This window comes from Stenotrophomonas sp. CS3K5, from assembly GCF_059515225.1.
The window spans coordinates 19,188-34,297 of the sequence record NZ_JCAKRX010000008.1 but is presented as its reverse complement, the minus strand read 5'-3'; the positions used below and the strand labels follow the sequence as shown (position 1 = coordinate 34,297).

General features: G+C 68.3%; 12 protein-coding genes. 11 read left to right on the top strand and 1 reads right to left on the bottom strand.

Annotated elements, in window-relative coordinates; genetic code table 11:
* Window positions 1-188: 188 nt before the first annotated feature.
* Window positions 189-2,612 (bottom strand): penicillin-binding protein 1A, encoded by a 2,424-nt coding sequence (locus tag AC5YGJ_RS12990; protein WP_496186766.1) that lies wholly within the window; start codon window positions 2,610-2,612, stop codon window positions 189-191.
* A gap of 219 nt (window positions 2,613-2,831) precedes the next feature.
* Between AC5YGJ_RS12990 and AC5YGJ_RS12985 the strand changes: the two genes are divergently transcribed.
* The 11 genes from AC5YGJ_RS12985 (at window position 2,832) to AC5YGJ_RS12935 (ending at window position 15,100) form a co-directional block, all read left to right on the top strand.
* Entirely contained in the window at window positions 2,832-3,890 is a 1,059-nt protein-coding gene (locus AC5YGJ_RS12985; RefSeq protein ID WP_057496791.1) for a pilus assembly protein PilM, read from the top strand.
* Window positions 3,890-4,762 (top strand): PilN domain-containing protein, encoded by an 873-nt coding sequence (locus tag AC5YGJ_RS12980; RefSeq protein WP_496186765.1) that lies wholly within the window; start codon window positions 3,890-3,892, stop codon window positions 4,760-4,762. Before AC5YGJ_RS12985 ends, AC5YGJ_RS12980 begins: the two co-directional genes overlap by 1 nt.
* A complete protein-coding gene (locus tag AC5YGJ_RS12975) occupies window positions 4,759-5,415 on the top strand; it encodes a type IV pilus inner membrane component PilO (protein WP_107231668.1) in 657 nt (218 codons plus the stop codon). The genes AC5YGJ_RS12980 and AC5YGJ_RS12975 overlap by 4 nt, the downstream gene beginning before the upstream one ends.
* Window positions 5,415-5,948, top strand: coding sequence for a pilus assembly protein PilP (locus tag AC5YGJ_RS12970; protein WP_107231669.1), 534 nt, complete (start codon window positions 5,415-5,417; stop codon window positions 5,946-5,948). The genes AC5YGJ_RS12975 and AC5YGJ_RS12970 overlap by 1 nt, the downstream gene beginning before the upstream one ends.
* Window positions 5,949-5,969: 21 nt before the next feature.
* Window positions 5,970-7,940: a type IV pilus secretin PilQ gene (locus tag AC5YGJ_RS12965; protein ID WP_057496787.1), complete on the top strand. Its 1,971-nt coding sequence runs from the start codon at window positions 5,970-5,972 to the stop codon at window positions 7,938-7,940.
* A 211-nt stretch (window positions 7,941-8,151) separates the two neighbouring features.
* Entirely contained in the window at window positions 8,152-9,177 is a 1,026-nt protein-coding gene (locus AC5YGJ_RS12960; protein WP_249842992.1) for an AAA family ATPase, read from the top strand.
* An 8-nt stretch (window positions 9,178-9,185) separates the two neighbouring features.
* Window positions 9,186-10,115: a DUF58 domain-containing protein gene (locus tag AC5YGJ_RS12955; RefSeq protein WP_496186764.1), complete on the top strand. Its 930-nt coding sequence runs from the start codon at window positions 9,186-9,188 to the stop codon at window positions 10,113-10,115.
* On the top strand, window positions 10,112-10,561 hold the full coding sequence (locus AC5YGJ_RS12950) for a DUF4381 family protein (RefSeq protein WP_496186763.1): 450 nt from the start codon (window positions 10,112-10,114) through the stop codon (window positions 10,559-10,561). Before AC5YGJ_RS12955 ends, AC5YGJ_RS12950 begins: the two co-directional genes overlap by 4 nt.
* Window positions 10,558-11,562 carry a vWA domain-containing protein gene (locus AC5YGJ_RS12945; RefSeq protein WP_249842995.1) on the top strand — a complete coding sequence of 335 codons (1,005 nt, stop codon included), beginning with the start codon at window positions 10,558-10,560 and terminating at the stop codon, window positions 11,560-11,562. Before AC5YGJ_RS12950 ends, AC5YGJ_RS12945 begins: the two co-directional genes overlap by 4 nt.
* Window positions 11,559-13,388 carry a VWA domain-containing protein gene (locus tag AC5YGJ_RS12940; RefSeq protein ID WP_496186762.1) on the top strand — a complete coding sequence of 610 codons (1,830 nt, stop codon included), beginning with the start codon at window positions 11,559-11,561 and terminating at the stop codon, window positions 13,386-13,388. The genes AC5YGJ_RS12945 and AC5YGJ_RS12940 overlap by 4 nt, the downstream gene beginning before the upstream one ends.
* Window positions 13,385-15,100, top strand: coding sequence for a BatD family protein (locus AC5YGJ_RS12935; RefSeq protein WP_496186761.1), 1,716 nt, complete (start codon window positions 13,385-13,387; stop codon window positions 15,098-15,100). Before AC5YGJ_RS12940 ends, AC5YGJ_RS12935 begins: the two co-directional genes overlap by 4 nt.
* The last annotated feature ends 10 nt before the right edge of the window (window positions 15,101-15,110 follow it).

Below are 15,110 nucleotides of genomic sequence, written 5' to 3'. Positions count from 1 at the left end.
GGCAGGTGCCGACCTTGGTCGGCACAGGGCGCCAACCAAGGTTTGCGGCTACCGGGGCAAGGCAGGCCGTTGATGCTGTTGAGCCGAGCCCATGCTCAGCTCCGCGGGCGCGCGGTAGAGCAGCCGAGCATGGCTCGGCTCTACAAAGCCAGTGCCAACCAAGGTTGGCCCCCACCCATACCTGCCTCTTAGAAGATATCGAACGCGGCGGCGTCGGCCTGCGGGGTGTTGAGGTTCAGGTCGTAGTCGGTCAGGCGGTCCATGTCTTCCACCTTCACCCACTCGGTGGCGCCATTGAGGGTGGCCTGGACCATGCCGCTGGGCGGGTCGTTCTGCGCGATCGGGGTGTCCTTCAGCGCGGTGCGCATGTAGTCGATCCAGATCGGCAGGGCGGCCTTGCCACCGTATTCGCGGTAGCCCAGCGAACGGAAGTCGTCGCGGCCCACCCATACGGTGGTCACATACGGGCCACCGAAGCCGGAGAACCAGGCGTCGCGGTGGTCGTTGGTGGAGCCGGTCTTGCCGCCCACGTCCTCGCGGCCGAGCACCTTGGCCTGCACGCCGGTACCGCGCTGGACCACGTCGCGCATCATCGACACCAGCTGGTAGGCGGTGCGGGCGTCGATCGCGCGCGGGGCGGTGCGGGCATCCGGGTTGGCCGGCGCCGCCGGGGTTTCAGGCTTGGCTTCGGTCTTGGCCACCGCGGCCGGGTCCACCTTCGGCGCCGGGGCGCCGAAGTTGAAGCCGTCCACCACCTGGTTGACCGGCTGGTCGCTGCTGCCGGCGCAATCGCGGCAGGCCATTGCCGGGTTTTCCTTGAACACCAGGTTGCCGTCGCGGTCGTTGACCTGGTCGATCAGCCAGCTGTCCACGCGCGAGCCGCCATTGGCGAACACGGCATAGCCACGCGCCACCGACAGCGGGGTCAGCGAGGCGGTGCCCAGTGACATCGACAGGTTCGGCGGCAGTTCGGATTCGGCAAACCCAAACTCGCTGATGTACTTGCGCGCGTAGTCCACACCCATGCCATCGAGCAGGCGTACCGAGACCAGGTTGCGCGACTGCACCAGCGCCTCGCGCAGGCGCATCGGGCCGCGGAAACCGCCGCCGTCGTTCTGCGGCGCCCAGGTCTTGCCGCGGCGGTCGCGGAACACGACCGGGGCGTCGAGCACGATCGAGGCCGGGTTGTAGCCCTTGTCGAAGGCCGCCGCATAGACGAACGGCTTGAAGCTCGAGCCCGGCTGACGACGGGCCTGGGTGGCGCGGTTGAACTTGTTGCCGGAGAAGCTGAAGCCACCCACCAGCGCCTTCAGCGCGCCGCTGTGGGCATCCAGCGAGACCAAGGCAGACTGGCCGCGCGGAATCTGGTCCAGCAGCCACTCGCCTTCCTTGGCGCCGGCGCGCACGCGCACGATGTCACCGCGCTGCACCAGCTTGCCCGGGGTCTTGTTGGTCCACTTGGCGGCACCGGCCGGCAGCACCACTTCGCTTCGGTTGGCAAGCACCACCGTGGCGCTGCCGTCGGCGCCGGTGCTGGCGACGATCGCCGGCAACAGCCCGGCCTGGCTGGACAGGCCGCGCAGGTGCTCGGCCAGGGCGGCGGCATCGTCGCCAGCGCCCAGCGGTACCTGCTTTTCCACGCCATGCCAGCCGTGGCGGTGGTCGTACAGCAGCAGGCCGTCGCGCACGGCCAGGTTGGCCGCGGTCTGCAGGGTGGAATCGATGGTGGTGGTGACGTGGTAGCCCTTGTTGACCACGTCGCCGCCGAAGCGGGCGATCATTTCCTGGCGCACCAGCTCGGCCACGTAGGGGGCGTCCACCTGCACCGGTGGTTCATGCGCACTGGCATGCATCGGCACGGCCTTGGCCGCATCGGCCTCGGCCTGGGTGACGAACTTCAGGTCGGCCATGCGCTGCAGCACATAGTTGTCGCGGCGCTGGCGGGCACGCTCCGGGTTGGAGATCGGGTTGCCCGAGGAGGGGAACTTCGGGATGCCGGCCAGCGAGGCCATCTCGTCCAGGTTCAGTTCGCCCAGCTTCTTGCCGTAATAGAACTCGGCGGCAGCCGCCACGCCATAGGCGCGGTTGCCGAAGAAGCTCTTGTTCAGGTACAGCTCGAAGATCTCGTCCTTGCTCAGCTCGGACTCGATCTTGCGCGCCAGCAGGATCTCGGCCAGCTTGCGGGTATAGCTGTACTCGGAGCTGAGGAAGAACTGGCGGGCCACCTGCTGGGTGATGGTGGAGCCGCCGGGCACGCGCTTGTCGTTGGTGGTGGCCAGCAGCCACACCGCGCGGGCGATGCCCTTGTAGTCCACGCCGCCATGCTCGTAGAAGCGGGCGTCCTCGGTGGCCAGGAAGGCCTGCTTCAGCTTCTCCGGGACGTCCTTCATGGTGACGGGGGTGCGCCGGGTCTCGCCGAACACCGCCATCAGCTTGCCGTCGGCAGCGTAGACGTACATCGGCTCCTGCATTTCCACGTCGCGCAGGGTCTGCACGTCGGGAAGCTTGGAGGACACGGCGTAATACAGACCGCCCACAGCGGCCGCGCCGATCAGCGCCAGGACCAGGACAATCAGGAAGATCCAGCGCAGCCAGCGGCGGAGTCGAGTCATCGGGTTCAGATTCCGATTGCGAATTTCGTGGTCGCAGAGTATAGATTACGCAAGGTGGCGGCTGGGGTCGGCACCGGGGAGCGCAAGGGGAACAGTCAGGGGCTGCATCGTGAATCCGTGAGGGATTTCACAGCAGGGCCGTTGCCATTTGCTAAGAATACGTTATTAATGCTCGGGCGCAGGTCTTGCGCCCAAGTGCCCGTCGGCAGGGGAGAAACCGTGGGGCTCATCCCAAAAAGTCAGTCGCCGCTTGTAGGCGTCGACATCAGTTCGACTGCGGTAAAGCTTTTGCAGCTGTCCCGCAGCGGCAATCGTTTCCGTGTGGAACATTATGCTGTGGAACCTCTTCCGCCGAATGCGGTGGTGGAGAAGAACATCGTGGAAGTGGAGGCCGTGGGTGAGGCCATCCGCCGCGCGATGAACCGTTCAGGCAGCAAGGCCAAGCTGGCCGCCGCTGCCGTGGCCGGCTCGGCGGTGATCACCAAGGTGATCCCGATGCCGGCCGACCTGGACGAAAACGACATGGAAGCCCAGATCGAGCTGGAAGCGGTCAACTACATTCCGTATCCGATCGAGGAAGTGAACCTGGACTTCGAGGTGATCGGGGCGATCCCGAACAACCCGGAAATGGTCCAGGTGCTGCTGGCCGCATCGCGTTCGGAGAACGTGGAGCTGCGCCAGTCGGCGTTGGAACTGGGTGGCCTGCAGGCCAAGGTGATGGACGTGGAGGCGTTCGCGGTCGAGAACGCCTACGCCCTGGTCGCCAGTGAACTGCCGGTGTCCATCGACGGCGTGGTTGCGCTGGTCGATATCGGCGCCACCATGACCACGCTCAACGTCCTGCGCGGCGGCCGCAGCCTGTACAGCCGCGAACAGGTGTTCGGTGGCAAGCAGCTGACCGACGAGATCATGCGCCGCTATGGCCTGAGCTACGAGGAAGCCGGCCTGGCCAAGCGCCAGGGCGGGCTGCCGGAAAGCTACGAGATGGAAGTGCTGGAGCCGTTCAAGGAGGCCACGGTCCAGCAGATCAGCCGCCTGCTGCAGTTCTTCTATGCCGGCAGCGAATTCAACCGCGTCGATCACATCGTGCTGGCCGGCGGTTGCGCCGTGCTCGGGGGCCTGCCGGAGATGGTCGAAGAACAGCTGGGCGTGCCGACCGTGGTCGCCAACCCGCTGGCACAGATGACCCTGGGGCCGAAGGTGAACGCGCATGCGCTGGCCCAGGATGCCCCCGCGCTGATGATCGCCACCGGTCTGGCGCTGAGGAGCTTCGACTGATGGCACGCATCAATCTATTGCCCTGGCGCGCCGAACGGCGCAAGCAACGCCAGCGCGAGTTCTACGCAATGCTGGGCATGGCCGCTGTCGGTGGCCTGCTGCTGTCGCTGATGATCTGGTTCTACTACGACCGCCAGGTCAGCGGCCAGATGGACCGCAATGCCTACCTGCAGGCCGAGATCGAGAAGGTCAAGGAGCAGAACAAGGAGATCGACCGCCTCGACGCGCAGAAGGAACGCCTGCTGGCGCGCAAGAAGGTGATCGAGGAACTGCAGGCCAAGCGCTCGCAGATGGTCCACCTGTTCGACGCGCTGGTGCGCACGATTCCCGACGGTGTGGTGCTGACCGCGCTGAAGCAGGAAGGCGACGTGCTGACCCTGGAAGGGCGCACCCAGTCCAATGCGCGGGTGTCGGCCTACATGCGCAACCTGGAGACGTCCGGCTGGATGACCAACCCGGAACTGTCGATCATCGAGGCGCGTGATCCGGAGAAGGACAAGGACGGCAAGACCGGCCCGGTTGCCGATATCAAGGCGCTGCCCTACGTGTTCGTGGTCAAGGTGAAGCTGCCGGCGCAGAGTGAAGAGGCCTCGGCCACGCCGGGCTTGAACGCCGATGGCTCGGTGGCGGCACCTGCACCGGCTCCGGTGGCGCCGCTCGCCGCCGGCCCGGACGCCGCAACGCCGACCGCACCGGCCGCTGGCCAGCCTGCACCGGCTGCACCGGCGCCGGCTCCGGCACCTGCTGCGAATCCGGCGCCTGCTGCGGCCAAGCCGAACCCGCCCACCGCCCCGGCGCCGAAGCCCGAGGGCAGCCGCCTGGCGCAGCCGCCGCAGGCCTTCAACGCCCCGCTGACGGGGGACCGCGCATGAGCCAGAAGATCGATCTGAAGAACCTGGATTTCAACGACATCGGCAACTGGCCGCAGAAGGCCAAGATCGTCTTCTGCTCGTTGCTGGCGCTGGTGATCATGTTCGTGGCGTGGATGCTGCTGATCAGCGGCAAGCGCGAGGAGCTGGCCAGCCTGGAATCGACGGAAGTGGAGCTGCGCGGCGAGTTCACCAAGCAGCAGGAGCGCGCGGTGAACCTGGAGCCGCTGAAGCAGCAGCTGGCGCAGATGGAGCAGGTGCTGCAGCAGATGCTGCGGCAGCTGCCCAGCAAGACCGAAATGCCCGACCTGATCATCGATATCTCGCAGACCGCGTTGTCCAGTGGCCTGACCAACGAGCTGTTCGAGCCGGAGCAGGAACAGATCAAGGAGTTCTACGCCGAGAAGCCGATCAAGCTGCGCATGGTGGGCAGTTACCACCAGTTCGGCGCGTTCGTCAGTGGCGTGGCTTCGTTGCCGCGGGTGGTGATCCTGACCATGCATGACATCAACCTCAAGCCCAAGGAAAAGACCGGCGGCAATATCCGCAGCGGCGCCCTGGAACTGTCCGGTACGGTCAAGACCTACCGCTACCTGGACGAGACCGAGGTGCAGGCGCAGCAGGCGGCTGAGGCAGGCAAGGAGGGGACCCCGTGATGCGCGCACAGATCCTGCGGGGTGCGACGGTGCTGGCTGTGCTGCTGCTGGCCGCTTGCGGCCGCGGCGTGACCAGCACGCCCGGTGATGCACCGAACCTGGAAAAGTGGGTGGAAGGCGAGCGTGCGCGACCGGCGCAGCCGCTGGAGCCGCTGCCGGTGATGCAGCAGTTCGAAACCTTTGAATACTCCGCGCAGGGCATGCGCGATCCGTTCACCGATGCCTGGACCAATCCGCAGCAGGGGAATGGCGGATTGCGGCCGGATCCGAACCGGCGCAAGGAGCCTCTGGAAGGCTTCCCGCTGGATGCACTGGACATGGTGGGCACCATCGGTACCGGTGGCGGTACCGTGGCGCTGGTGATGGGGCCGGACAAGGTGACCTACCGGGTGCGCCCGGGCGGTTACCTGGGGCAGAGCGACGGGCGGGTCACGGCGGTCTTTGAAGACCGCGTGGAGCTGATCGAACTGGTGCCGGATGGCGCGGGCGGCTGGCTGGAACGGCCTGCAACGCTCTCGCTTGAAGATCAATGATCGTTTACTGGGGATAGCACGATGACCTTTCACCAAGCCAAGGGGCTGCGTCCCATCCGGCGCTCTACCTTGAACCGCATCAGCGCGCTGGGAGTCGCGCTGATGCTGGCCAGCGCTCCGGCGCTGGCCGCCGCACCGGCAGAGAAACCGGCAGGCACCACCGTGGCAGCGGCCACCGCGCCAGCCGGCCTGTCGGTGGCCAAGATCGATTTCAAGCGTGGCGATGATGGCGCCGGGCGCCTGATCGTGCAGTTCGACGGCCAGGGGGCGATCCCCGACCTGCGCACGCAGGGCAACAGCGTGGTGGTCGACGTCGGCAACGCCCGGCTCCCGGCCAACCTGCAGAAGCCGATGAACGTCACCGACTTCGCCACGCCGGTGCAGCGCATCGATGCCAAGCCCTCCGGGGCCGGCACGCAGCTGGTGCTGAGCACCGGCGGTGCGGTGGAATCGCTGGCCTACCAGAGTGGCAACGAGTACGTGGTCGAGATCAGCCCGCGCCAGGCACCGGCTGCGGTCGGTGCGGTCACGGCCGGCAGTGTCACCCAGGCGGCCAAGGCCGTCGGCCAGCGTGGCTTCACCGGCAAGCCGGTGACCTTCAACTTCCAGGACGTGCCGGTGCGCACCGTGCTGCAGTTGATCGCCGAAGAGTCCAACCTCAACGTGGTGGCATCCGATTCGGTGCAGGGCAATGTGACCCTGCGCCTGGTCAACGTGCCATGGGACCAGGCGCTGGACATCGTGCTGCGTGCCAAGGGCCTGGACAAGCGTCGCGACGGCAGCGTGATCTGGGTGGCCCCGCAGGCCGAGCTGGCCAAGTTCGAGCAGGAGAAGGAAGACGCGCGCATCGCCATCGAGAACCGCGAAGACCTGGTCACCGATTACGTGCAGATCAACTACCACAGCGCCACGCAGATCTTCAAGGCGCTGACCGAGGCCAAGGGCATCGGTGGTGGTGGTGGCAGCGGCGGAAATGGCGGCAGCTCGTCGCAGGAAGACAGCGGGTTCCTGTCCTCGCGTGGCCGCATCGTGGCCGACGAACGCACCAACACGCTGATGATCAGCGACATTCCGAAGAAGATCGCGCGCATGCGTGAACTGATCGGGGTGATCGATCGTCCGGTTGATCAGGTGCTGATCGAGAGCCGCATCGTCATTGCCACCGATACCTTCGCCCGCGAACTGGGTGCGAAGTTCGGCATCAGCGGCAGCCGTGACAATGTCTACTTCAGCGGCAGCCTGGACGCCAACGCCGAGACCCGAAAGTCGCAGGTCGATACTGCGCTGGCCAATGCCAAGGCCGTGCGTGAATGGGAAGCCGGCGGCAGCGTGGGCCCGGCACCGGTGCCCAGCGGCTCGACCATCAAGCGCGGGTTGAACTGGAACCTGCCGGTGGCCGCGGCCAACAATCCCGGTTCGCTGGCGCTGTCGATCCTCAATGCGGGTTACCTGCTGGACGTGGAGCTGTCGGCCATGCAGGAGGAATCGCGTGGTGAGGTGATCTCCAACCCGCGCGTGGTCACCACCAACCAGCGCGAGGCGATGATCAAGCAGGGCAAGGAAATCGGCTACGTCACCATCAGCGGCACCGGTGCTGCAGGCGGCGCCGGTTCCACCCCGAACGTGCAGTTCAAGGAAGTGGTGCTGGAACTGCGCGTCACCCCGACCATCACCAATGACAACCGCGTGTTCCTCAACATGCAGGTGAAGAAGGATGAGGTCGATCGCCTTATTGAACTGCAGGGCTATGGCACCGTGCCGTCGATCAACCGTCGCGAAGTCAACACCGCCGTGCTGGTGGAAGATGGCCAGACCGTGGTGATCGGTGGTGTCTACGAGTTCACCGACCGCAGCAGCATCAGCAAGGTACCGTTCCTGGGCGATGTGCCGTTCCTGGGCAACCTGTTCAAGAAGCGCGGCCGCAACAAGGACAAGGCCGAGCTGCTGGTGTTCGTCACCCCGAAGGTGCTGCGCGTGGCCAAGCAGAACTGAGCCACCTGCACCGGCAAAACCAAGAAGGGCCGCCCAGTGCGGCCCTTCTTCGTTCTGCGCCGTCTGGCATGGGTAGATCCACGCCCCGCGTGGATGCTCTGGTAGATCCACGCCATGCGTGGATGCCGTTCAGCCGTTCTTGATGCCAATCGCAGGGCACCCTGCGATGATGTCGGGAACCCGTGCCGTCCTGCGCCGGTCAAAGGCCCCCATGAACCTGCCTCCGCCGATGCCCGAAACCGTCCCCGCGCCGTCCACGCCGGGCGCCAGCCGCCTGCATGCGGCCTTCAGCCAGCTGCGCGACGCATTGTCGGCCGAAATTGTCGGCCAGGCGGCGCTGGTCGAGCGCCTGTTGATCGCACTGCTGGCCGATGGCCACCTGCTGGTGGAAGGTGCGCCGGGCCTGGCCAAGACCACCGCGATCCGCGCACTTGCCGCACGCCTGGAGACCGATTTCGCCCGTGTGCAGTTCACTCCGGATCTGCTGCCGGCCGACCTGACCGGCACCGAGATCTGGCGCCCGCAGGAAGGCCGATTCGAGTTCGTGCCCGGCCCGATCTTCCACCCGATCCTGCTGGCCGACGAAATCAACCGCGCCCCGGCCAAGGTGCAGTCGGCACTGCTGGAAGCCATGGGCGAGCGCCAGGTGACCGTTGGGCGCCACACCTATGCGTTGCCGCCGTTGTTCCTGGTGATGGCCACGCAGAACCCGATCGAGCAGGAAGGCACGTTCCCGCTACCGGAGGCGCAGCTGGACCGGTTCCTGATGCACGTGCGCATCGGCTATCCCGACCAGACGGCCGAATCGGAAATCCTGCGGCTGGCCCGCGAGCGCGCCCGTGGTGCGCTGGGCGAGGCCGCAGCGGCGCCACAGAAGCTGCCGATGCAGGACGTGTTCGATGCCCGCCGCGAAGTGCTGGACCTGCACATGGCACCGGCGCTGGAGCGCTATCTGATCGAACTGGTGCTGGCCTCGCGCGATCCATCGCGCTATGACGCCGGCCTGGGCCGCCGCATCGCCTGGGGCGCCAGCCCGCGTGGATCCATCGCCCTGGAACGTTGCGCGCGCGCGCGCGCCTGGCTGGGCGGCCGCGATTTCGTCACCCCCGACGACGTGCGCGCCGTCGCCGCCGACGTGCTGCGGCACCGCGTGCTGCCCAGTTATGAAGCCACCGCCGAGGGCTGGGACGGCGAACGGCTGGTGCAGGAACTGCTGGCCCGGGTGCCGGCCCCCTGAGCCTGCGCATGACCGATCGATCCCCGCAGCAGATACCCACCGTCAGCGATGGTGATGGGCTGCGCCCGCAGCTGTCCGAACTGGTGGCCCTGCGTCGCCTCGCGCAACGTCCGCCGCCGCCGCGGCGGGGGCGTGCTGGCAACGCCGGGCAGGCGCCGTCACCGATGCGTGGACGTGGCATGGAGTACGCCGAGTCGCGCGAGTACGTGGCCGGTGATGACGCGCGCCACATCGACTGGCGCGTCACTGCGCGCACCGGTCGCGCCCACACCAAACTGTTCCAGGCCGAGCGCGAGCGGGTCAGCCTGATCGTGGCCGATACTTCGCCAGCGCTCTACTTCGGTACCCGTGTGCGCTTCAAGTCGGTGCAGGCTGCACGCGCTGGCGCGGTCGCGGCATGGTCGGCGCAGCGTCGCGGCGATCGCGTTGGCGCCCTCCGCGGCAGTGACCGCGAGGCCCCGATCGCGCCTGCCGGTGGGCCACGCGGTGTGCTGCGTGTGCTCGACGCGCTGGCCCGCTGGTATGCGCAACCGCCCACCGATGATCTGGGGCTGGAGCGTGCACTTGACCACGCGGCGCGCGTACTGCGCCCCGGTGCGCGCATGCTGGTGCTGGCAGACCCGCAGCAGGCCATCCGGATTGCGCCGGCGCGCTGGAGTGCGCTGGCCCAGCATCACGACCTCAGCCTGGTGCTGCTGGTCGATCCGCTGGAACTGCAACCGCCCTCGGCGGCCCTGCAGTTCCAGACCGCACAGCAGCGCATCGGTCTGGATCTGCGCCGTAGCGAGGTGCAGGCGCACTGGCAGGCACACTTCGTCGAACCACTGCAGGAACTGCGGCGCCAGCTCGGTGCACGCCGCGTCGATGTGCAGGTGCTGTCCACCGACGCGCCCAGCGACGCCTGGCTGGCTGCGTCGCCGACCGAGGTGCCGGCATGAGTGCCAACCTGCCGCTGCGCGATGTGCAGCTGCCGCCGGCACCGCCGTGGTGGCCGCCGGCGCCGGGCTATCTGATGATCGGCGGCGCGCTGCTTCTGGTGGTGGCGGTGCTGGCCCTTATGTGGTGGCAGCGCCGCCGTCGTCGCCAGCGCTGGTTGCAGGTGTTCGATCAGGAACTGGCCACCGCCACCGATGCCACAGCGCAACTGGCGGCGATCGCCGGCCTGCTGCGCCGTGCCGCGCGGCACGCACAGCCGGGCAGCGAATCGCTGCGCGACGATGCTTGGTGGCAGCGCGTGGATCCAGCCGGCACGTTGCCCAACGCGCGCCGTCGCCTGTTGGCCGAAGGCGCCTATCGCCCCCGCGTCGACGCCGGTGACGTGGCAGCGGTGCGCAGCTGGGCCCGCGAGCGTTATCTGGCGATGCTGCTGGAGCGCCGCCGATGAACCTGCTGGCAAGTTACTGGCCGTGGCCGGAGCTGCAGCTGGCATGGCCACTGGTGCTGCTGGCGCTGCCGCTGCCATTGCTGATGCGTTGGTGGAAGCATCGCGCCGACCCGGGCGCGGCACTGCGTGTGCCCTATGCGGCGAGCGAGCTGGAAGCGCTGTCCGCTGGCGGGCGCGTCGACGTGTCGTGGCTGCGCACGCTGCTGCTTTGGCTGGGCTGGTGCGCGCTGTGCGTCGCACTGGCGCGCCCGCAGCAGCTGGGTGAAGCCATTACGCCGCCGCAGCAGGGCCGGCAGATGATGCTGGCAATGGACGTGTCCGGCAGCATGAGCGAGGGCGACATGGTGCTGGGCGGGCAGGCGGTGGACCGCCTGACCGCAGCGAAGGCGGTGCTGGCCGACTTTCTTGACCGCCGTGCCGGTGACCGCATCGGTCTGCTGATCTTCGGCGACCGTGCCTACACGCTCACGCCGATCACCGCCGACCTGGCCAGCGTGCGTGACCAGCTGCGCGACAGTGTGGTGGGCCTGGCGGGGCGCGAAACCGCCATCGGCGATGCCATCGGTCTGGCGGTGAAGCGCCTGCGCAGCCAGCCCGAAGGCCAGCGCGTGCTGATCCTGCTCACCGACGGCGTCAGCAACGCAGGCGTGCTGGAGCCGCTGCGCGCGGCCGAACTGGCGCGCGCCGAAGGCGTGCGCATCCACACCGTCGCCTTCGGCGGGGATGGCAGCATGCGCTTTCTCGGCATTCCCGTTTCCGCCGATCAGGACCCGGTTGATGAGGCCACGTTGAAGAAGATCGCCAGCCTGACCGGTGGCCGGTTCTTCCGTGCACGCGATACCGCGCAGCTGGTCGGGATCTATGCCGAGCTGGACCGGCTGGAGCCGATTGCCGCGAAGGGACCGAGCCTGCGCCCGCGCGAAGAACGCTATGCGTGGCCATTGGGTCTTGCGTTGCTGCTGGGCGTGCTGGCCTGGCTGTGGCCGGAGCGGCGCCGATGATCGCCCTGGCCGCAAATCTTCCCGACTGGAACGCGCTGCATTTCCTGCGCCCGCAATGGCTGTGGGCGCTGCTGGCGTTGCCGCTGATCATTGCGCTGGTGCTGTACCGTCAGCGCCGCAATGACGCGTGGCGGCAGTCCGTGGATGCGCACCTGCTGCCGCATCTGCTGGCGGCCGGTACACGTCGCCGCACCCGCATGCCATGGGCGCTGCTGCTGGGCTGGACCCTGGCATCGCTGGCCATGGCCGGGCCGAGCTGGCGCCAGCAGGCGCAACCGATGTTCCAGCCGAGCGCCCCGCTGGTGGTGGTGCTGGACCTGTCCAGCCGGATCACCGCCACCGATCTGCCGCCGTCGCGCCTGCTGCAGGCGCGGGCGAAGCTGGGCCAGCTGCTGCGCGCGCGCCAGGGCGGGCAGGTCGGGCTGGTGGTCTATGCCGATGATGCCTACACCGTGGCGCCGTTGACCGACGACGGCAGCAACGTCGCGCTGTATCTGGATGCCTTGTCGCCGGATGTGATGCCGCGCGATGGCGCGCGTGCCGACCGCGGTATCGACTGGGCGACGCGGCTGATTCGGCAGATCGGCGCGCCACAGGGGCAGATCCTGCTGGTCAGCGACCACGCCGACAGCGAGGCGGCACTGGCGGCATCACAGGCACGCGGCCTCGGCCTGCAGGTCTCGGTGCTGGGCCTGGGCACGCCTGCTGGTGCGGCCTATCGCGATGGCAGCGGGCAGATCCGCCAGGCCGCCCTGGACGAGGGCAGCCTGCGCGCTGTGGCCACTGCCGGTGGTGGCCGCTATGCACGGATCTCCGCCGATGACAGCGACCTGCGCGCGCTGGGCGTGCTGGATGCACGCGAAGGCAGTGCGTCGCAGCGACCGGGCGAAGGCAAGCAATGGCGCGACGAAGGCTTCTGGCTGTTGCCCCCGCTGATGCTGCTGGCGCTGCTGGCCTTCCGCCGCCGCGCGGTGCTCGCTGCGGTGCTGACGGTGGGCCTGCTGCCCTGGATGAACGACGTGCACGCGCAGGCGTCCGCAACGTCGCCGCCGCAGGGCACCCTGTGGAAACGCAGCGACCAGCTGCAGCACCAGCGCCTGGCCGAGGGGGTTCAGGCCTACCGCAATGGTGACTTCGCCGCTGCGCGCAAGCAGTTCGAGGGCATCGACAACGATGCCGGCTGGTACAACCTGGGCAACACGCTGGCGCGCGAAGGCAACTACGACGAAGCAATCGCCGCCTACGACCGCGCGTTGGCGCTGCATCCGGGCATGCCCGATGCGGTGGCCAACCGTGCCGTGGTCGATGCCGCGCGCAAGCGCAAGCAATCCGGTGGCGGCCAGGGCCAGGATCAGCAGAAGCGGCCGCAGAACGGACAGCAGAAACAGGCCCAGAGCCCGCAGGGCCAGCAGAATCCACAGGGGCAGCCGCAGCAGGGCCAGACGCCGCGCGGGCAGGGTCAGCCGCCGTCGGGTCAGCAAGGGCAACCCAGCCCCGGCGATGACACCTCGCGGTCGAACCCACAGCCCGGTGAACGTGGCCGCGATGGCCAGCAGGCTCCGCCGCAGGTGGAGGATGCCAAGGCGCAGGCGCAGGCCGACGAACAGCAACGCCAGCGCATGCAGCAGGCGATGCAGCAGGCGCGCGAGGGTGAGGCCGACAAGGAAGGCAAACCCGTGCCGGGCAGTGAGGGCCGCACGCCGCGCCAGCGCGAGGAGCAACAGGCGGTGGAGGCGTGGATGCGTCGTGTGCCGGATGATCCGGGCGCATTGCTGCGCGCCAAGTTCCAGCTGGAAAACGAACGCAGGAAGAGGGAAGGGCGATGACGCGGGCGATCAACATGCACGGGCGCTGGCCACTGCAGGTACTGGCGGCACTGCTGCTGTGGCTGCCGCTGCTGGCGTGGGCGCAGCCGCGCGCCTGGCTCGACCGCGACCGCATCGCGATGGGTGACACAGTCACGCTCAATGTCGAGAGTGACCAGGGTGCACCGGACTTCACGCCGCTGCGCACCGACTTCGACCTGAGCGGGCAGACCAGCAGCCGGCAGGTGGAGTGGAGCAATGGCAGCATGCAGCAGCGCAACCTGTACGGCGTGGCGTTGACGCCGCGGCGCAGCGGCGCGCTGGTGGTTCCCGGCCTGCAGGTGGGCAGCGTGCGTACCGCGCCGCTGACACTGCAGGTGGAGGCGGCCAGCGTGGCCGGCCCGGACAGCAACGCGATGGCCTTCATCGAAACCGTTGTCGATGACCAGACGCCGTATGTGCAGCAGAGCGTGGGCGTGGTGGTGCGGCTGTACTTCGCCTCGCAGCTGGCTTCCGGCGAGCTGGTGCTCGATACCCCGGCTGGCGCCTCGTTGCAGCGCGTGGGCGATGACCGCACCGATGTGCGCCAGGTCAATGGCCGGCGCTACAACGTGGTCGAGCGGCGCTTTCTGCTGATTCCCGAGCGCAGCGGCGCGCTGCGGCTGGCCGGTGCGCGCTTCAGCGGGCGCAGTGCCGGCGGCTTCTTCGACGACTTCTTCGGCGGCGGCGACGGGCGCATGAACGCCACCGGCGCCGATCGCACCCTGCAGGTGCAGGCGCAGCCGGCGCAGGCACCGCAGCCCTGGCTGCCGCTGCAGGCGCTGCAGCTGCGCTACACCAGCGCGCCCACCCGTGGCCGCGCCGGCGAGGCGGCCAACGTGGTGGTCGAAGCCATCGCCGAAGGTGCCACCCGTGCACAGTTCACCGATTTGCCGGTGCCCGATCTCGGCAGCGGCGCGCAGGTGTTCGCCGAACCGGCGCAGTACGAGGAAACCTTCAACGGCAGCACGCCGCGGTTGAAGATCACCCGCCGCTATTCGATCGTGCCGCGCCAGCCCGGTTCGCTGGTGGTACCGGGGCCGCGCCTGCCGTGGTGGGACGTGCGCACGGGCAAGGCCCAGGAGGCGAACCTGCCGGACCTGACATTGGCTGTTGCCGCCGGTTCCGGCGCTGCCAACACTGCGCCGGCGGCACTGCCGCCGATCGACACCGATGCCGCGTTGCCGGGTACAGATGGCCGCGACAGCCGCATCGCCGCAACCGACCCGCAGGCCAGTGGCCTGTCCGAGCACCCGTGGCCGTGGATGGGCGCGGCCATCGGCCTGGCGGTGCTGTGGCTGCTGACCCTGCTGTGGGGCTGGCAACGCGGGCGGCGTCCGCGTGCGACGGCGTCCGTGGCGGGCGCGCCGGCGGTGCCGACCGTAGCGAGTGGACGTACCGGTCTGGCTGAACTGCGCCGCGCGCTGGACGCGGAAGGTTTCGAACAGGTTGAAGCACAGCTGTGCGCAATGGCCGGCGTTGAACGCATCGAGCAGGTCATTGCCCGTCTCGGTGATCCGGCCCAGCGAGAAGTGCTGCAGGCGCTGCAGCAGGCGCGCTGGGGCGGGCAGGGCGATCTGTCGTCGCTGCGCGCGCGCCTGCGCGAGGTCTTCCGTGACGGACCGCACTGGTCAGCGGCTACGGGCGCCGCCGAAACTGGCCTGGCGCCGCTGTATCCACCGCGGCGAACCTGAACCGGCGCCG